A 17093-nucleotide genomic window follows, 5' to 3' on the forward strand; every position below is an offset into this window, starting at 1 on the left:
AATCACCGAACACAACATGATGGGTGCGGGCATGACGGGCAAGGTCTTCACCGTGGCGCAGCAGAAAGGCGGCGCCGGCAAGACCACGCTGGCCGCCCACCTCGCCATCGCCTGGACTCAGCTCGGGTACAAGGTCGCCACCGTCGACATCGACCCGCAGGGCAGCCTGACCCGCTGGCACGCCGTGCGGGCCGAGGCGACCGGCGGGCAGCCCGGCTTCACCCATGTGCAGATCACCGGCTGGCGCACCCAGGCGGAGGTGGAGAAGCTGGCGCGCGCCCACGACATCGTGGTCATCGACAGCCCGCCCCATGCCCAGACCGAGGCGCGCATCGCCGTCCGTGCCGCCACGCTGGTGATCGCCCCGGTGCAGCCGAGCCCGATGGATTTGTGGGCGGTCCATCCGACCATCGATCTGGCGGCACAGGAGAAGCGCCGGCTGCTGCTGGTGCTGAACCGCGTGCCGCCACGCGCCCGCATCGCCGACGAACTGATCGCCAAGGTGCATGACCTGGTCGCCCCGCCGGCGGTGGAGCTGGCGGCGGCGCAGGTCGGCAATCGCACCGCCTATGCCGGCACGCTGATGACCGGCCTGTCGGTGACGGAGGCCGCGCGCAAGACGCAAGCGGCTGCGGAGATGCAGGCGCTGGCGGAGGAGATTTTGGGGCGGGTTTGAGGGGGCGCGACTATTGAGGCGAGTTAGACCCCCACCTAACCTCCCCCGCCCAGCGGGGGAGGATTAAGGTGGGGGTCTAACGTCGCAAAGCTTCGACGCCCCAAACCCCCTCAGTCCTTGAACTCGCCCATCGCCGACTGGATGTAGTTCGGCAGGCCGATGTCGTCGATCAGGCTCAGCTGGGTTTCCAGATAGTCGATGCGCTCTTCCGACTCCTCCAGCAGTTCGGACAGCTCGTCGCGCGACACGTAGTCGGCCTTTTGCTCGCACACGGCGATGGCGTTGGCGATGCGGTCGCGGGCCTCGCGCTCGGCGGCGAGGTCGCTGGCCAGGATTTCCGGCACGTCCTCGCCGATGCGCAGCTTGCCGAGGTCCTGGAGGTTGGGGATCGCCTCGATGAACAGGATGCGTTCGATGATCTCGTCCGCGCTTTTCATCACCTCGATGGAGGCGTGATACTCCCACTTGCCCAGAGCCTTGACGCCCCAGTTCTTCAGCATGCGGGCGTGCAGGAAATACTGGTTGATCTGCGTCAGCTGGTCCTTCAGGACGATCTGCAGCTGGGCGATGACGTCGCTGTTGCCCTTCATGGTCCGTCCCCCTCTCAGCTCGGGAAGCCGCCCATGGCCGACTGCAGGTAATTCTGCACGCCGAGCATGTCGATCAGGCCAAGCTGCTGCTCCAGCCAGTGGGCATGGTCTTCTTCCGTGTCGACCAGCAGTTCCAGCAGGATGCGGCGGGTGTCGTAATCCTTCACCTGCTCGCAATAGGCGATTGCCTCCTTCAGGGCGGCCACCACCTCATATTCGAGGTTCAGGTCGTTCCGCATCATTTCCGGAACGGTCTTGCCGATGTGAATCGGGTCGCGGCTGGCGACGTCGGGCGTGCCTTCCAGGAACAGGATGCGGCGGATCAGCTTGTCGGCATGCTCAAGCTCCTCTTCCCGCTCGTGCGAGATGCGCTCGGCGAGCGCCTTGAGGCCCATGTCCTCCATGCTGCGCGCGTGGGACAGATACTGGTCGGCCGCGCTCAGCTCGCCGGTGAGCAGCTTGTTCAAACGGTCCAGGACCCCTTGATCGCCTTGCATGGTGGGATGCTCCTGAATGGATAATTTGTCGCACCTTGTCACAGACGAAGGACTCGCACAATAAAAATATCCCGCCGAAACAAAGATGTAGTTGATAGTCACTATCAATTGACGCAGGGGCGAACTGCCTAAAATACAGACAAGGCGGCAGGTCTGTCTTGCGAATCAATGTCAATTGCGACTGACGAGGAAACTTGCGAATTCCCAGGCTTCATTTGTGGAATTTGACTTGCGGCAGCGCAGCGATGCTTGAGCCGGAGAACAGGCCGACAGCGGCACCGGTTCCCCCACAGCGATCCGGCGGCGATCCGGCCGCCGCATTGAGGCAGGGGCCGTTCCGTGGTAACAGACCGCGGGAATTCTCCGACCTCTCCCGGCCGGCGGGCCCGCCCTTCATTTCAACGACAGCCGGATTGCGGCCATGACGACGACCACCCCCTCGGCTCCCTCTTCGGAGTTCCTGCGCACCCTTCAGGAGCGCGGGTTCATCCACCAGTGCACCGACCTCGCCACGCTGGACGAGCGTGCGGCGAAGGGACCGATCGTCGCCTATATCGGCTTCGACTGCACCGCCGACAGCTTGCATGTCGGCAGCCTACTGCCGATCATGATGCTGCGCTGGCTGCAGAAGACCGGCCACAAGCCGATCGTCCTGATGGGCGGCGGCACCACCAAGATCGGCGATCCGTCGGGCAAGGACGAGGCGCGCCAGTTGCTGACCGACGAGGTCATCGGCAACAACATGGCGGGCATCAAGCGCATCTTCGGCCGTTACCTGACCTTCGGGGACGGGCCGACCGACGCGGTGATGGCGAACAACGCCGACTGGCTGGACGAGCTGAAATACATCCCGCTCCTGCGCGACATCGGCCGGCATTTCACCATCAACCGCATGATGACCTTCGAATCGGTCAAGCTGCGGCTGGAGCGCGAGCAGCCGCTGACCTTCCTGGAATTCAACTACATGATCCTCCAGGCCTACGACTTTGTGGAGCTGAAGCGGCGCTACGGCTGCACGCTGCAGATGGGCGGGTCGGACCAGTGGGGCAACATCGTCAACGGCGTCGAACTCGGCCGCCGCACCGACGGGGCGGAGCTGTTCGGCCTGACCACGCCGCTGCTGACCACGTCCTCCGGCGCCAAGATGGGCAAGACGGCCGCCGGCGCGGTGTGGCTGACCGCCGACAAGCTCAGCAGCTATGATTTCTGGCAGTACTGGCGCAACACCGAGGATGCCGACGTCGGCCGCTTCCTGCGCCTCTACACCGAACTGCCGCTGGACGAGGTTGCCCGGCTGGAAAGCCTGCAGGGCGCCGAGATCAACGAGGCCAAGAAGATCCTCGCCAATGAGGTGACCAAGCTCGCCCATGGCGAGGAGGCCGCGCTGGAGGCCGCCGAGACCGCGCGTCGCGCCTTCGAGGAAGGGGCCGCGGCCGAGGGTCTGCCCAGCATCGAGGTCTCCCGTGCCGATCTGGAGGCCGGGCTGCCGGTGGTCGACCTGCTGGTGTCGGCCGGTCTGGCGGCGTCGAAGGGCGAGGCGCGGCGCCTCATCAAGGGCGGTGGGGCCAAGCTGAACGACGGGCCGATCGCCGACGAGGCAGCGAAGGCGACGGCGGCGGACCTGAACGCCGACGGCGTGGTCAAGCTCAGCGCCGGCAAGAAGCGGCATGCGCTGGTGAAGGTGGGGTAAGGACGGTCACGGTGCCGGCCGGGGCCTTGAGCCGCCGGCCGGCACCTCCCGCCTAATCGCCCCTGCCCCGCGCCTGCCCCATCAATCCCTGCGGCCGGTAGATCAGGAACAGCGTCAGCAGTCCGAACGCCACGATGTCCTTGTAGGCGAGCGCGAAATAGGCCGACCAGAAGGTCTCCACCAGCCCCAGCAGGGCGCCGCCCAGCATCGCCCCCGGCACCGAGCCGATGCCGCCGACCACCGCCGCGGCCAGCGCCTTGAAGCCGATCAGATAGCCGGTGAAGAAGTTCACCCCGCCGTAATACAGCGCGATCACCGCCCCCGCAGCCGCGGCCAGGCCGCCGCCGATGGCGAAGGTCGCCGCAATCGTCCGGTTGACGTCCACCCCCACCAACTCCGCCGCCGCGATGTCATCGGTGCAGGCGCGATGCGCCCGGCCGAAGGCGGTGCGCTGCATGATCCCCCACAGCGCCGCATAAAGCCCGCCGGTCAGCGCCAGGATCGCCAGCTGCGCCGTCAGCGCGGTGACGGTGAAGGCCCCGTCGCTCAACAGGTCGAAGCGCCCGGTCAGCACCGGCGCCGGCCACCAGTCACGCGCGCCGTGCAGCAGCCGCACCCCCTCCTGATAGGCGATGGACAGCCCCACCGCGACGATCAGCGGCGTGTGGCTGCGCACCCCGCGCAGGCGGCGGAAGACCAGCCGGTCCATCGTCCAGCCCTGCACCGCGGTGAAGCCCATCACCAGCACCAGCACGCCCAGCAGGGCCGGCGGCCATGTCGCCCAGCCGGCCATGCCCAGCCCGGCCGCCGCCATCGCCGTCAGCATGGCGCCGAGCATCGTCAGTTCGCCCATCGCCAGATTGATCTGGCCGAGGATGGCGTAGACCAGCGTGTAGCCCAGCGCCAGCAGCCCATAGACGCAGGCGACGGTGGCGGCGTTGATGATTTGCTGGACCAGGAACAGGACGGGCGTCCAGCGCGTCGGCTGCGCCCGCGGAACCTCCACCACCACGCCAACGGCATCGCGCGGCGGCCTGATGCGCAGCCATTGCTGCAGCATGGCGAATCGGATGCCGGTCAGCCAGCCGTTGCGGTCGGTGGCGACCGCGGCCAGGGTGCGCCGCCCCTCCTCCATCGAGGTGCCGGCGAAGCGGCAGGCGATCCAGTGCGCCTGCCCGCCGCTGCGGTAATCGACGCGCAGCCCCCGCTTGTCCTCGGCGTATGAGCGGGTGGACAGGTCGGTGACGGGTCCATCGTCGAAGGCCGGGATCAGCTTCCGGCACAGTGCGTCCTGGTCGGCATCGACGCCGCACCCGGTGAGCAGCAGCAGGACGAGGCACAACAGCGGCAGGATGCGAGGCACGGAACCGCCCGGTCAGGTGGGATGGTTCAGCCTACCGACAATTTGGGAGGGTGGGAAGGTCGTCGCGCGGGTGCCCCTCCCCATCCCTCCCCCGCTTCGCGGGAGAGGGGGTAGGACATTTGCTGTGGCGAGCCAAAAAACGGCGGCAGTTCCCTCTCCCGCCGAAGGCGGGGGAGGGTTAGGGAGGGGGCAAGAGCTGAGCCCGCCCCTTCACTCCACCATGTAATCCCGCACCAGCAGCTCCGCGATCTGCACGGCGTTCAGCGCCGCGCCCTTGCGCAGGTTGTCGGCGACGCACCAGAAGGACAGGCCGTTCTCCACCGTGAAGTCATCGCGGATGCGGCTGACGAAGACCGGATTGTCGCCGGCGACCTCAACCGGCGTGACATAGCCGTCGCTGGTCTGCTGGTCGACCACCGACACACCGGGGGCGGCGCGCAGGACGATGCGGGCCTCCTCGGCGCTGATCGGCTCCTCCGTCTCGATGTTGATCGACAGGGCATGGCCGATGAAGGTCGGCACGCGGACGCAGGTGGCGGCGACCTTGATCTTGGGATCGAGGATCTTCTTGGTCTCCACCATCATCTTCCACTCTTCCTTGGTGGAGCCATCCTCCATGAAGGCGTCGATCTGGGGGATGACGTTGAAGGCGATCTGCTTGGGGAAGACGCTCTTGGCGATGGGATCGTTGACGAAGATGGCGCGGGTCTGGGTGAACAGCTCGTCCATCGCCTCCTTGCCGGCGCCCGACACCGACTGGTAGGTCGACACCACGACGCGGCGGATCTTGTAGCGGTCGTGCAGCGGCTTCAGCGCCACCGCCATCTGGATGGTGGAGCAGTTGGGGTTGGCGATGATGCCGCGCTTGCGATAGCCGACCAGCGCCTCCGGGTTCACCTCCGGCACCACCAGCGGCACGTCGGGGTCCATGCGGAAGTGCGAGGTGTTGTCGATCACCATGGCACCGGCGGCGGCAGCGCGCGGCACATGGACGGCCGACACCTTGGCGCCGGGCGACGACAGGACGATGTCCACGCCATGGAAGTCGAACTTGTTGAGATCCTGGACCTTGAGGATGTCGTCCTCGCCATAGGACACCTCCTGGCCGATCGACTTTTCCGAGGCCAGAGCGATGACCGTGTCGGCCGGGAACTTCCGCTCGGCCAGCGTTTGCAGGATCTCGCGCCCGACATTGCCGGTGGCGCCGATGACCGCGACGGTATAGCCCATGACGGTGGTTTCCTTCTGCCGAATGTCCGCGAATACAAGAATGGTGCCGGGGGGCGATAGGAGCTAGGCGCTTTCCCCACGAATTGCAACCCGTCCCGGCTGGAAACGGCGGCACGGAATTGGGCGGAACGAAAACGGCCAATCTGCCGGATTGACATACCGGGGAAGGCAGCAGGAAGATTCACACTTCAACAGTGCCCGAACGGGCCTCCAGGGAGACTTCACGGATGACCAGCTTCAAGCGCGGCCTTATTGCCCAGACCGTTCTCGGCGCCGCCGCTCTCGCCCTCGTCAGCCTCGCCGGCCCGGCCATCGCCGCCACGCCCAAGGACTCGCTGGTGATGGCGTGGCAGTTCGACGACATCGTCAGCCTCGACCCTGGTGAGATCTTCGAGCTGTCGGGCGCGGAATACAGCGCCCAGGTCTATGACCGCCTGATCCATTTCGACGTCAACGATGTCAGCAAGATCGAGGGCGAGGTCGCCGAAAGCTGGACCGTGTCGCCGGACGGCAAGACCTTCACCTTCAAGATCCGCGACGGCATCAATTTCCATTCCGGCAACCCGCTGACCGCCAACGACGTGGCATGGTCCTTCGCCCGCGCGGTGAAGATGAACAAGGGCCCGGCCTTCATCCTGACCCAGTTCGGCCTGACGCCGGACAATGTCGACCAGATGGTGCGCGCCACCGATCCGAAGACGCTGGTCTTCACCACCGACAAGGCCTATGCCCCCACCTTCGTGCTCTACTGCCTGACCGCCGACGTCGCGTCGGTCATCGATTCCAAGCTGGTGAAGAGCAAGGAGAAGGACGGCGATTTCGGCGCCGGCTGGCTGAAGACCAACTCCGCCGGCTCCGGCCCCTTCATCCTGAAGCAGTGGAAGCCGAGCGAGCTGCTGACCTTCGACGCCAACACGAAATACTGGCGCGGCGCGCCGAAGCTGAAGCGCGTGCTGATCCGCCACATCGCGGAACCGGCGACCCAGCGCCTGCTGCTGGAGAAGGGCGACGTCGACGTCGCGCGCAACCTGAAGCCGGAGCAGTTCGAACCGCTGAAGTCCAGCGACGCCATCCGTCTGGTCCAGGCGCCGAAGGGCACGCTGTGGTATCTCAGCCTGAACCAGAAGGTCCCCGCCCTGGCCAAGCCGGAAGTGCGCGAGGCCTTCAAGTATCTGGTCGATTACGACGGTATGGCCGGCTCCATCATGAACGGCATCGGCGCCGTCCATCAGGCCTTCCTGCCCAAGGGCTTCCTGGGCGCCGTCAACGACAACCCCTACAAGTACGATCCGGCCAAGGCGAAGGAACTGCTGGCGAAGGCCGGCTATCCCGACGGCTTCACCGTCAGCATGGACGTGCGCAACACCAACCCGACCCAGGACATGGCCCAGGCGATCCAGGCCAGCGCCGCCAAGGCCGGCGTGAAGATCGAGATCATTCCCGGCGACGGCAAGCAGGTGCTGACCAAGTTCCGCGCCCGCAACCATGAACTGATGATCCAGCAGTGGGGCGCGGATTACCAGGATCCGAACTCCAACGCCGACACCTTCGCCTCCAACCCCGACAACAGCGACGACGCCAAGTCGAAGCCGCTGGCCTGGCGCAACGCCTGGGACATTCCGGAACTGACCAAGAAGACCGCCGCCGCGGTCGAGGAACGCGACAGCGCCAAGCGCGCCAAGATGTACGAAGAGCTTCAGCGCTCGGTCCTGGCCGATTCGCCCTTCGTCATCATGTTCCAGCAGACCGAGATGGTGGCGGAGCGCAAGAACGTCACCGGCCTCGTCTGGGGGCCGAGCTTCGACACCAACTACTACTGGAAGGCCGACAAGAAGTAAGAATGCGGCGGGGGCGCCGACCGCGCCCCCGTCTCTCGCTCACCCCCAGGCCCGCGCATCCTCGACCACGGTGGCGAGGCTGTCGGACAGGCCGGTCAACACCCCGCGCTGGATGTCGGCCGCCGGCACCACCCCGCCCTTGCCGTCCGGCAGGTCGCGGGTGGCGGTGGCCGACGCCACGACCGTCACGCGCCAGCCATGATCGACCGCCGACCGCGCGGTGCTGCTGACGCAGTTGTGGGTCATGAAGCCGGCGACGATCATCTCCGTCCGCCCGGTATCGCGCGCCACCGTCTGCAGGTCCGTCCCGGCGAAGGCATTGGCGAGTTTCTTGACGATCACCGGCTCGCCGTCGCGCGGGGCGACCGCCGGGACGATCTCCGCCATCGGCCCGGTCGGGTCGAACACCGGCGCGCCCGCCGCAGTGTGATGGACGATGTGGATCACCGGCACGCCGTTGGCGCGGGCAAGGTCCAGCAACGCCGCCGCCTGCTCCACCGCCGCATCGACGCCCGACAGCCGCAGGGCGCCGTCGGTGTATTCGCGCTGCAGATCGATCAGCACAAGCACGGCCTTGTCGAGCGGGCTGGGCGTGCTCGGCGCGCCGACGATCTGGCGCAGGGTCCGGGCGGGAAGGGTCGTCATCGGGAAATGCTCCGTAGTCGTTGAGCGTTGATGGAGACCATGTTGCCCCGTTCACCGATGCGCAGCCATCCGCTATCCTTGCACGATGACTGTTCAGAAATTCACAGGCCCGCTCGATTGGGACGATTTGCGCGTCTTCCTGGAACTGGCCCGCGCCGGCAGCCTGTCAGCGGCGGCGCGTAGTCTGCGGCTGAGCCACGCCACGGTCGGGCGCCGGCTGGCTGCGTTGGAAGCGACGCTCGGCCGCAGCCTGATGGAGCGCCGCCCCGACGGCTATGTCCTGACGACGGAGGGTGAGAGCGTCCGCGCCCTGGCCGAGGCGATGGACGAGCGGGCGCAGGCGATCCGCCGCCGCGAGGGCGACGACGGCGGCCTCAGCGGCACCGTCCGGCTGACGATGACCCAGGCGCTGGCCGACGTCTTCCTGATCCCCCGCCTGGGGCCGCTGCGTGCGGCAAACCCGGCGCTGAACCTGGAGATCATCGTCGACAACCGCACCCTCAGCCTCGCCCGGCGGGAGGCCGATCTGGCGATCCGGCTGGCCCGGCCGCAGCGCGGCGATCTGGTCGGGCGGCGGCTGGCGACGCTGGGCTATGGGCTCTACGCCGCACCGGAGGCGCCCGACACGCTGATCGCCTATGACGAGTCGATGGCCGAACTGCCGGAGGCGCTGTGGCTGGACCGCCATGGCGGCGGCCGGCGCATCGCCTTCCGCACCAACAGCGTGCAGGGGCAGCTTGCGGCGGCGGTCGCCGGCTTCGGCATCGCCTTCCTGCCCTGCATGCTGGCGGACGGCGTGCCGGGGCTGGAGCGCCGCCCGCTGTCCGGCCCACCATTAACCCGCGAGGCCTGGCTGCTGGTCCACCGTGACCGCCGCGAGGTGCCGCGGGTGCGGGCGGTGATCGAGCATCTGGTGACGGTGTTCACCGCGGAGAAGGAGCGGCTGGCGGGGCGCACCGGCTGTCAGCCGCAGCCGCCGGGAGCCCCATGACCCCCATCAGTGCACAGACGGGCGTTACTCCACGACGGACAACATCTCCACGACGGCGTTCCGCAGATCGGTGGCCGCGACCGGCTTGTGGAGCAGCGCATGCCCGCCGGCCCGCACCTCGACCAGGCGTTCAGGCGCGGTATCGCCGGTGATGACCGTTGCGGGCACCGGCACATCCAGGCGTTCGCACACCGCCTTGATCGCATTCAGGCCGGTTTCGCCGCTCCGCAGCCGGTAATCGGCGAGGATGGCGTCCGGCCATTTGCCGCTCTCGACAAGCAGGACGGCATCCTGGATGGAACCGGCGGTCAGCACCCGATAGCCCCAGCTCTCCAGCATCGCCTGCAGTCCCTTCCGCACCAGAGGCTCGTCATCGATCACCAGGATCAGGCTGGGATGCCCATTCACTGGATGCCCATTCACGGGGTGCACATTGTTCGGCTTGCCGGAGCCGGACGAAGACAGGGCCACCACCGGCACCTCGACGCGGAACATCGAGCCGCCCCCCGGCAACGAGCGGAGTTCGATCCGGTGACCGAGCAGCCGGGCGAGGCGTCGTACCACCGCCAATCCCAGCCCCAGGCCCTTGTTGCGGTCGCGCTCCGGATTGCCGACCTGGAAGAACTCCTCGAAGATCTCCTCATGCTTGTCGGGTTGGATGCCGATGCCGGTATCGATCACGTCGATATGCAGGTTGCCGCCCTGCCGCCGGCATCCGATCAGCACACCGCCACGTTCCGTATAGCGCAATGCGTTCTCGATGAGGTTGCGCAGGATGCGCTCCAGCAATGCCGGGTCGCTGCGGATGGTCGCACCGCTGGGGACAACCCGCAGGCGCAGCCCCTTGGCCGCGGCCTGGGGCTGGTATTCGGCGCCAAGCCGCTCCAGGAGCAGCCCGACCGGCATATCCACCGGCGTCGGCACGATCAGTCCGGCATCGAGCCTGGACACGTCGAGCAGGCTGTCGAGCAGCATCCGCAAGCCTCCCATCGCCTCGCCCAGCGGCTTCAGCAGGCGGGAGGCCGGATGTCCGTCGAGCCGCTCCGCCAACGCGCTCTGGAACAGCATCATGGCCTGGACCGGCTGGCGCAGATCATGGCTGGCGGCGGCGAGGAACTTCGACTTGGCGACATTGGCGCGGTCCGCTTCGGCCTTCGACGCGCGCAGGGCATCCTCGGCAGACTTGCGTTCGGTGATGTCGCGGATGATTCCGCTGAAATAGCGCCGCTTGCCGGAGGTCCATTCGGCGATGGCCAGTTCGATCGGGAATGTCGTGCCGTCCTTGCGCCGCCCCATCAGGTCGCGGCCGGTCCCATGGCCCCGCCACTCGGCCGTCGACAGGCAGGCAACGACGTCGACATCGCCCGCGGAGTGGCACGGTTCCGGCATCAGAATTCTGACGGTCCGCCCGATCGCTTCCTCCGCCTGATAGCCGAAGATGCCCTCCGCCGCCGGGTTGAACGACTGGATGATGCCGGCGTCGTCGACGACCACCATGGCGTCCGCCGCGGTCTGGACCATCGCGCGGTGTCGGGCCTCGCTCTCGGCCAAATCCGCTTCGCGCTGCTGGATCAGGCCCGCCGCATTCCGGATCGCTTTGACGACCGCGTCGATCTCCAGAACGCCTCCGGCGTCGGCAGGCGGCAGACGCCCTGCCGCCAATGCTTCCGCAGCCTCGGCCAGTTGCGCCACCGGGCGCATCAGGCGGCGCCCCAATCCGATGGCGGCGGCGATGCCGATCAGGAAGAGGACGAGCCCGCCACCGACGAACAGCAGCAGCGTCTCACGCGCAGGCGCCGCCAACAGCGATTCGGGAACGCTGGTGGCGACCACCCAGCCGGCCGTCGCGGAGCGGCTGTAGGCCTGAAAGGTGGACATCCCTTCCAGATTGATCGCGCGATGAATCCCCTCCGGCGCGTCGCGCATCCCGGCCCACATATCCGCCGGCAGCGACTGACCGACGAATCGTTCGGCCTGATGCGAGCGGGCGATGACGGTTCCGTCCTCGTCGACCACCCCAGCCCGCCAGCCGCCGGGAAGGCGCTCGGGAGCGACGATCGTCTGGAGCCGCTCCTGGGTGATGGTCAGGCTCAACAGAAGGCGGACATCCCCGTCACGGATCACCGGCACCACGACGATCAGCAGCGGTGCACGCGTCACACCGCCCATGATCAGGCCGGACACCTGCGGCTTCCGCGTCGCGATCGCCCGCTGGTCGGCGACCAGGCCGGAGTTCGCGGGCAGGGGCGTTCCCCAGGGCACGCGGCTGTTGACGATCTGCTGGTTTGCCAAGTCGCGCAGGACCACGTTGGTCCCGAGGCGGTCCCTCACTGCGGCGGCGCTCCGGTGGAAGGTGGCAAAATCGCCCACCGCCAGACTTTCGGAGGTGGCAAGGACCTCGGCTGCGGCGACGAGCCGCGCCACCTCCCGGTCAATGTCCTCGGCCAGCAGGCGCGCCCTGTCACGGACCAGCCGCTCGGTTTCCCTGACTTGGGCCGTCACGTTCCGAACGAGCAGGAACCCCGAAAAAAGGACGAGGGGCACGGCCACGGCCGTAACCAGCAGGATGAGCCAGGTCCTCAGCCGCCGTGATCGCGGCGGCTGAGGATGGAGCCTACTTGATGGCGGCTGCATCATCCGATCCAGGTCGGCGATCGGACATCGGCGGGGCAAGCGCTTTGCTTGGCGCCACCCCCCAAATCCTTGAGCTTGCGAACTTCAGGTTTGGCAACCGAAAGCAGCAAGACACTGATCCGAGGGTTGCAAAATGACATTCTTGCAGATCTTCCTTCCACATCCGCCTGCAGATGCCGTCACCCCTGGCAAATCATACTCAATCCAAGCCCTCAATTTTCCGGAAAAGCAAAAGCTAATTCTCGGCTATTTTCAGCAAGGACGCCAAGAGGACGCACCTCAAAATCAAAGCGTTTTCAGAAGGATTTCATATATCAGTCCCTGCTCAGTGGGAACAATTTTGCTGCAAATCCTGCGATAGCTTTTTTCAGTATTTCTAGGTCGTAGTTACTATGTCTTTAGTAACGCGCCGCCATGAAATACAGCCCGTCCGGCGGGCAGGTCGGCCCGGCCTTGGCGCGGTCGCGGGCTTCCAGCGCGCGACGCACGTCGGCGGGGGTCCATTTGCCGGCACCGACCAGTTCCAGCGTGCCCACCATGTTGCGGACCTGATGGTGCAGGAAGGAGCGCGCGGCGGCATGGACGCGGATTTCCTCGCCCTGGCGCTCCACATCCAGGCGGTCGAGCGTCTTCACCGGCGACTTCGCCTGACACAGCGCGGCGCGGAAGCTGGTGAAATCATGCTGACCGACCAGCACTTGCGCCGCCGCGTGCATCGCCTCCGCATCCAGCGGGCGGGTGACGTGCCACGCCCGGCCGGCGTCGAGCGCCAGCGGCGCCCGGCGGTTGACGATGCGATAGATATAGGCGCGGCCGGTCGAGGTCAGCCGGGCGTGGAAGTCCTCAGCAACCGCCTCCACCTCCAGCACCGCAATGGGGGCCGGTTTCAGGTGGAAGTTCAGGGCGTCGCGCAGCTTCAGGCCGGTGAAGGGCTTCTCCAGGTCGAAATGGCAGACCTGTCCCAGCGCATGCACACCGGCGTCGGTGCGGCCGGAGCCATGGACGCGCACCACCTCGCCCGACAGGCGCTGCACCGCCTCCTCCAGGCTCTGCTGGACGGAGGGGCCGTTGTCCTGGCGTTGCCAGCCGACGAAGGGGCGGCCGTCATACTCGACAGTCAGTTTCCAGCGCTGCACGGCGGTCAGTCCGCAACAGCTTCGGCGGAGACCGGCTGCCCGACCGCCAGCGCGAAGCCGCGCAGGAAGGCGGCGCCATCCACCGGCGCCTTGCCCGGCCGCTGCACCTTGACCAGCCGCACCGCCCCGTCGGCGCAGGCGACCGTCAGCCGATCGTCCAGCAAGGTGCCGGGCGTGCCGGTGCCGGTCGCGGGTTCTGCCGCCAGCACCTTGATGCGCTCGCCATTCGCGGCATCGAACCAGCAGCCGGGCCACGGCGTCAGCGCCCGGACCTGCCGCTCGACATAAGCGGCGGACTTGGTCCAGTCGAGCCGGCCATCCTCGCGCGTCAACTTGGCGGCGTAGGTGACGCCCTCTTCCGGCTGCGGCACGGCGGCCAGCGTGCCCGCGGCGAGCCCCTTCAGCGCCGGGACGATCATGCGGGCGCCGAGCGCCGCCAGTTCGTCATGCAGGCTGCTGGCGGTGGTGGCGGGGGTGATCGCCACCGCCTCTTTCGACAACATGGCCCCGGTGTCGAGCCCGATGTCCATCTGCATGATGGTGATCCCGGTCTCGGCATCGCCGGCCAGGATGGAGCGCTGGATCGGCGCCGCCCCGCGCCAGCGCGGCAGCAGCGAGCCATGCACGTTGACGCAGCCCAGCCGCGGCGCGTCCAGGATCGGCTGCGGCAGGATCAGGCCATAGGCGGCGACCACCGCCGCATCGGCCTCAAGGGCCGCAAACTCCGCCTGGGCCTCGGCATTGCGCAGGCTCTTGGGCGTGCGGACGGGGATGCCGTGCTCCTCGGCGAAGCGGTGGACGGGTGACTTCTGCACCTGCTGGCCACGGCCGGCTGGGCGCGGCGGCTGGCTGTAGGCGCAGACGACCTGATGCCCCGCCTCGATCAGCGCGGCAAGGCTGGGCACGGCGAAATCCGGCGTGCCCATGAAGACGAGACGGAGCGGGGTCATCGGATCAAATCGCAGTTCTGTTTTTGGGCCGGTCAGGCCGTCGCCTTCTGCATCTTCTGGACCTTCTTCAGCAGAATGTTCCGCTTCAGCATCGACAGGTAATCGACGAACAGAACGCCGTTCAGATGGTCGATCTCATGCTGGATGCAGGTGGCGAGCATGCCGTCGGCCTCGATCTCCTGCTGCTGGTTCTTTTCGTCCAGATAGCGGACGCGGATGCGCTGGGGACGGGTGACCTCGGCATACTGCTCCGGCACCGACAGGCAGCCCTCCTCGCACACCGACTTCTCGTCGGACGACCAGACGATTTCCGGGTTGGCGAGGCGCATCGGGTTCGCCGGCTCGCCCTTCTCGTGGACGTCGACGACGATGACGCGGTCGAGCACGCCGACCTGCGGGGCGGCCAGACCGATGCCGTTGGCGTCGTACATGGTCTCAACCATGTCGTCCATCAGCTTGACGACGCGCGCATCCACTTCGGCGACGGGTTGCGCCTTGCGCTTCAGGATCGGATGCGGGGCGACGAGGATCGGAAGACGGGCCATGGGTGCTCGATGCTGGTAGGGGGAGTTCAAACGGACAAAGTAGGCGGACCGAGTGTTCTGGTCAAGGAACCGGACCTGTACGAACGGTGCGGAACCACCCGCCGAGCAGGGTTGCGCCGGACGCCGGTTGGGCGTAGTCGATGCCGATCATGCCTGACGCGACCACCGCCCCCTCCCCCTCCCCGCGCTGGACCCAGGACGCCGCCCTGGCGCTGGTGTTCCTGACCCGCCTGCCCTTCCCGCCCCTGGGTCCGCTCAACGGCCCGCTGGCCGAGGGCGCGCCGGCGCGGGCGATGGGGTGGTTTCCGCTGGTCGGCGCGCTGGTCGGGCTGGCCGGCGGAGCGGTGTTCGCCGCTGCCGCTACGCTGCACCTGCCGCCGCTTGCCGGGGCGCTGCTGGCGCTGGCGGCGACGGTGCGGCTGACCGGCGGGCTGCACGAGGATGGTGCGGCCGACGTCGCCGACGGCTTCGGCGGCGGGCGCGACGTGGCGCGCAAGCTGGAGATCATGCGCGACAGCCGGGTCGGCAGCTATGGTGTGCTGGCGCTCATCTTCTCCATCGGCATCCGTGCGGCGGCGCTGGCCGCCCTGCCGGTGCCGGCGGCGGTAGCAGGGCTGGCGGCGGCGGGCGCCCTGTCGCGCTGCGGGCTGGCGGCGATGGCGCGCGTCCTGTCGCCGGCGCGGCGCGACGGGCTGGCGGCGGCACAGGGCCGGCCGGCGATGGCGACGGTGCTGCTGGCGCTCGCGTCCGGTATCGCGATTGCGGCGGCTGCCCTCGGCGGGCTGGCCTTGCCGGCATTGGCGGCCTCGCTTCTGGCGGTGATCGTGGTGGCGATGCTGGGCCGGCGGCAGATCGGCGGGCACACCGGCGACGTCTTCGGCGCCGCGCAGCAGGTGGCGGAGGCCGCGGTGCTGCTGACCCTGTCGGCGTTTATCGGAGCCGTTGCATGAGCGCGGTGAGCCTCACCCCCCTGACCGTCACCCGCTGGTGGCTGATCCGCCATGCGCCGGTCCACAACCCGCACAACGTGATCTGTGGGGCGAGCGACCGCGAGGCCGACACCGGCAACCGTGCCGCCGCGGCGTCCCTCGCGGCCAGCCTCCCCGCCGACGCCCTGTGGCTGACCAGCCCGCTGCGCCGCAGCCGCCAGACCGCCCAGGCGCTGTGGAGCCGCAACCCACGCCTCGCCGACACCGCCGTCGTCGAGCCGGCGCTGGCCGAGCAGGATTTCGGCGAGTGGGAGGGCATCAGCCACGACACTGCGGCCCTTCGCGACGCCGAGGCGGCGGCCCGCTTCTGGCGCAACCCGGCCCGCCACGCCCCACCCGGCGGCGAGAGCTTCGCCACGGTGATGGAGCGCACGGCGGCGGCATTGCGGCGGCTGACCGATCACCATGCCGGACGCGATTTGGTTGCGGTGATTCACGCCGGCAGCATCCGGGGCGCGCTGGCGCTGGCGCTGGATCTCACGCCGGAGGCGGCATTGCGGCTGCGGATCGACCCCTGGTCGCTGACCCGGATCGACCACTACCACGCCGGGACAGGATCCTGGTCTGTCGGGGGAGTGAATCAGCAGGTCGGAACTTTCTGACCGCGGCGGGCGTTCCCCAGTCTCCGTTGGGCTACCGAACGAGAGGCAGACCATGGTCCATAGCACCACCGCCGGCCACAATCCGGACCAGGGCGAAGTGAAGAAGCTCTGGGAAATGATGAAGGGCGTCCAGGTCGCGATGATGACGACGCTGGACGACAACGGCCGGATGAACTCCCGTCCGATGGCGACGCTGTCCCATGCGGGGTTCGAAGACGGAACCTTATGGTTCTTCACCCGCGCCCATTCCGAAAAGGTGGATGAGATCGACCGCCACTGGCGCGTCAATCTCGCCTACGCCAACCCCGACAAGCAGGATTACGTGTCCGTCTCCGGCGTCGCCGAAGTGGTGCGCGACCGTGACAAGATCCGATTCCTGTGGCGCGACATCATGAGCACCTGGTTCCCCAAGGGTCCGGACGACCCCGAGGTGGCGCTGCTGAAGGTGTCGGTCGATCAGGCCGAATACTGGGACAGCCCGTCGAGCACCATGGTCTACGCCTATGGCTATGTGAAGGCGAAGCTGACCGGCCAGTCGCCCAATCCCGGCGACAACGCGAAGATCGCGTTTCAATAAGGCGCGTGCGATGGGCGCTCCGGCGCCCATCAACCCTCAAATCTTATGATTTTCCAGAGGCTCTTATCAGCCGTGATCCCCGCGAAGGCGGGGATCCAGGCGGCTCCGCGTCCAGGCTTCGGCATCGGCTGGATTCCCGC

The 17093-nt window shown here is 67.5% G+C and carries 16 protein-coding genes; 7 read left to right on the forward strand and 9 right to left on the reverse strand.

Annotated features, from left to right (window positions below):
* The first annotated feature begins 31 nt into the window (after window positions 1-31).
* Window positions 32-676, forward strand: a complete 645-nt coding sequence (parA, locus tag TSH20_RS25935; RefSeq protein WP_109157047.1) for a ParA family partition ATPase — start codon at window positions 32-34, stop codon at window positions 674-676.
* 110 nt (window positions 677-786) lie between these two features.
* On the opposite strand, the gene bfr (TSH20_RS25940) is transcribed toward parA, so the two are convergent.
* Both bfr (TSH20_RS25940) and bfr (TSH20_RS25945) read right to left on the reverse strand, forming a co-directional pair.
* Window positions 787-1266, reverse strand: a complete 480-nt coding sequence (gene bfr, locus TSH20_RS25940; protein WP_109157014.1) for a bacterioferritin — start codon at window positions 1264-1266, stop codon at window positions 787-789.
* Window positions 1267-1280: 14 nt separating this feature from the next.
* Window positions 1281-1763: a bacterioferritin gene (gene bfr, locus TSH20_RS25945; protein ID WP_109150867.1), complete on the reverse strand. Its 483-nt coding sequence runs from the start codon at window positions 1761-1763 to the stop codon at window positions 1281-1283.
* Window positions 1764-2184: 421 nt separating this feature from the next.
* Here bfr (TSH20_RS25945) and tyrS point away from each other — a divergent pair, with 421 nt between their 5' ends.
* Window positions 2185-3453, forward strand: coding sequence for a tyrosine--tRNA ligase (tyrS, locus tag TSH20_RS25950; protein WP_109157013.1), 1269 nt, complete (start codon window positions 2185-2187; stop codon window positions 3451-3453).
* Between the two features lie 52 nt (window positions 3454-3505).
* Here the strand turns inward: tyrS and TSH20_RS25955 are convergent, their stop codons facing one another.
* Both TSH20_RS25955 and TSH20_RS25960 read right to left on the reverse strand, forming a co-directional pair.
* Window positions 3506-4816: a branched-chain amino acid ABC transporter permease gene (locus TSH20_RS25955; protein ID WP_109157012.1), complete on the reverse strand. Its 1311-nt coding sequence runs from the start codon at window positions 4814-4816 to the stop codon at window positions 3506-3508.
* 210 nt (window positions 4817-5026) lie between these two features.
* Entirely contained in the window at window positions 5027-6046 is a 1020-nt protein-coding gene (locus TSH20_RS25960; RefSeq protein WP_109157011.1) for an aspartate-semialdehyde dehydrogenase, read from the reverse strand.
* A gap of 227 nt (window positions 6047-6273) precedes the next feature.
* On the opposite strand from TSH20_RS25960, the gene TSH20_RS25965 reads away from it, so the two are divergent.
* A complete protein-coding gene (locus TSH20_RS25965) occupies window positions 6274-7884 on the forward strand; it encodes an ABC transporter substrate-binding protein (RefSeq protein WP_109157010.1) in 1611 nt (536 codons plus the stop codon).
* Between the two features lie 39 nt (window positions 7885-7923).
* Here TSH20_RS25965 and TSH20_RS25970 read toward each other — a convergent pair whose 3' ends face one another.
* Window positions 7924-8529, reverse strand: a complete 606-nt coding sequence (locus TSH20_RS25970) for a cysteine hydrolase family protein (protein WP_109157009.1) — start codon at window positions 8527-8529, stop codon at window positions 7924-7926.
* Window positions 8530-8614: 85 nt separating this feature from the next.
* Here TSH20_RS25970 and TSH20_RS25975 point away from each other — a divergent pair, with 85 nt between their 5' ends.
* A complete protein-coding gene (locus TSH20_RS25975) occupies window positions 8615-9520 on the forward strand; it encodes a LysR family transcriptional regulator (protein WP_109157008.1) in 906 nt (301 codons plus the stop codon).
* A 24-nt stretch (window positions 9521-9544) separates the two neighbouring features.
* Here the strand turns inward: TSH20_RS25975 and TSH20_RS25980 are convergent, their stop codons facing one another.
* The 4 genes from TSH20_RS25980 to def all read right to left on the reverse strand — a co-directional run bounded on the left by TSH20_RS25980 (window position 9545) and on the right by def (window position 14785).
* A complete protein-coding gene (locus TSH20_RS25980; RefSeq protein ID WP_247874533.1) occupies window positions 9545-12022 on the reverse strand; it encodes a PAS domain S-box protein in 2478 nt (825 codons plus the stop codon).
* Window positions 12023-12552: 530 nt separating this feature from the next.
* Window positions 12553-13290 carry a tRNA pseudouridine(38-40) synthase TruA gene (truA, locus tag TSH20_RS25985; RefSeq protein ID WP_109157006.1) on the reverse strand — a complete coding sequence of 246 codons (738 nt, stop codon included), beginning with the start codon at window positions 13288-13290 and terminating at the stop codon, window positions 12553-12555.
* A gap of 5 nt (window positions 13291-13295) precedes the next feature.
* Window positions 13296-14240 carry a methionyl-tRNA formyltransferase gene (gene fmt, locus TSH20_RS25990; protein WP_109157005.1) on the reverse strand — a complete coding sequence of 315 codons (945 nt, stop codon included), beginning with the start codon at window positions 14238-14240 and terminating at the stop codon, window positions 13296-13298.
* Window positions 14241-14272: 32 nt separating this feature from the next.
* On the reverse strand, window positions 14273-14785 hold the full coding sequence (gene def, locus TSH20_RS25995) for a peptide deformylase (protein ID WP_109157004.1): 513 nt from the start codon (window positions 14783-14785) through the stop codon (window positions 14273-14275).
* A 140-nt stretch (window positions 14786-14925) separates the two neighbouring features.
* On the opposite strand from def, the gene cobS reads away from it, so the two are divergent.
* The 3 genes from cobS to TSH20_RS26010 are packed head-to-tail and all read left to right on the forward strand — an operon-like array spanning window position 14926 to window position 16953.
* Window positions 14926-15735, forward strand: a complete 810-nt coding sequence (gene cobS / locus TSH20_RS26000; RefSeq protein ID WP_109157003.1) for an adenosylcobinamide-GDP ribazoletransferase — start codon at window positions 14926-14928, stop codon at window positions 15733-15735.
* Window positions 15732-16376 carry a histidine phosphatase family protein gene (locus TSH20_RS26005; RefSeq protein WP_109157002.1) on the forward strand — a complete coding sequence of 215 codons (645 nt, stop codon included), beginning with the start codon at window positions 15732-15734 and terminating at the stop codon, window positions 16374-16376. Before cobS ends, TSH20_RS26005 begins: the two co-directional genes overlap by 4 nt.
* A 52-nt stretch (window positions 16377-16428) precedes the next feature.
* The gene (locus TSH20_RS26010; RefSeq protein ID WP_109157001.1) at window positions 16429-16953 is read left to right on the forward strand and encodes a pyridoxamine 5'-phosphate oxidase family protein; all 525 of its coding nucleotides are present in this window, start codon (window positions 16429-16431) and stop codon (window positions 16951-16953) included.
* The last annotated feature ends 140 nt before the right edge of the window (window positions 16954-17093 follow it).

It is taken from the genome of Azospirillum sp. TSH20 (assembly GCF_003115935.1).
Classification (GTDB): Bacteria; Pseudomonadota; Alphaproteobacteria; order Azospirillales; family Azospirillaceae; genus Azospirillum.

Bases quoted from the DNA above. Each gene is read 5' to 3' on its own strand.
- fmt (WP_109157005.1), bottom strand. From the start codon at position 14,240: ATGACCCCGCTCCGTCTCGTCTTCATGGGCACGCCGGATTTCGCCGTG.
- bfr (WP_109157014.1), bottom strand. From the start codon at position 1,266: ATGAAGGGCAACAGCGACGTCATCGCCCAGCTGCAGATCGTCCTGAAG.
- TSH20_RS25970 (WP_109157009.1), bottom strand. From the start codon at position 8,529: ATGACGACCCTTCCCGCCCGGACCCTGCGCCAGATCGTCGGCGCGCCG.
- parA (WP_109157047.1), top strand. From the start codon at position 32: ATGACGGGCAAGGTCTTCACCGTGGCGCAGCAGAAAGGCGGCGCCGGC.
- cobS (WP_109157003.1), top strand. From the start codon at position 14,926: ATGCCGATCATGCCTGACGCGACCACCGCCCCCTCCCCCTCCCCGCGC.
- TSH20_RS26010 (WP_109157001.1), top strand. From the start codon at position 16,429: ATGGTCCATAGCACCACCGCCGGCCACAATCCGGACCAGGGCGAAGTG.
- TSH20_RS25975 (WP_109157008.1), top strand. From the start codon at position 8,615: ATGACTGTTCAGAAATTCACAGGCCCGCTCGATTGGGACGATTTGCGC.
- TSH20_RS25960 (WP_109157011.1), bottom strand. From the start codon at position 6,046: ATGGGCTATACCGTCGCGGTCATCGGCGCCACCGGCAATGTCGGGCGC.
- tyrS (WP_109157013.1), top strand. From the start codon at position 2,185: ATGACGACGACCACCCCCTCGGCTCCCTCTTCGGAGTTCCTGCGCACC.
- TSH20_RS25965 (WP_109157010.1), top strand. From the start codon at position 6,274: ATGACCAGCTTCAAGCGCGGCCTTATTGCCCAGACCGTTCTCGGCGCC.
- def (WP_109157004.1), bottom strand. From the start codon at position 14,785: ATGGCCCGTCTTCCGATCCTCGTCGCCCCGCATCCGATCCTGAAGCGC.
- bfr (WP_109150867.1), bottom strand. From the start codon at position 1,763: ATGCAAGGCGATCAAGGGGTCCTGGACCGTTTGAACAAGCTGCTCACC.
- TSH20_RS26005 (WP_109157002.1), top strand. From the start codon at position 15,732: ATGAGCGCGGTGAGCCTCACCCCCCTGACCGTCACCCGCTGGTGGCTG.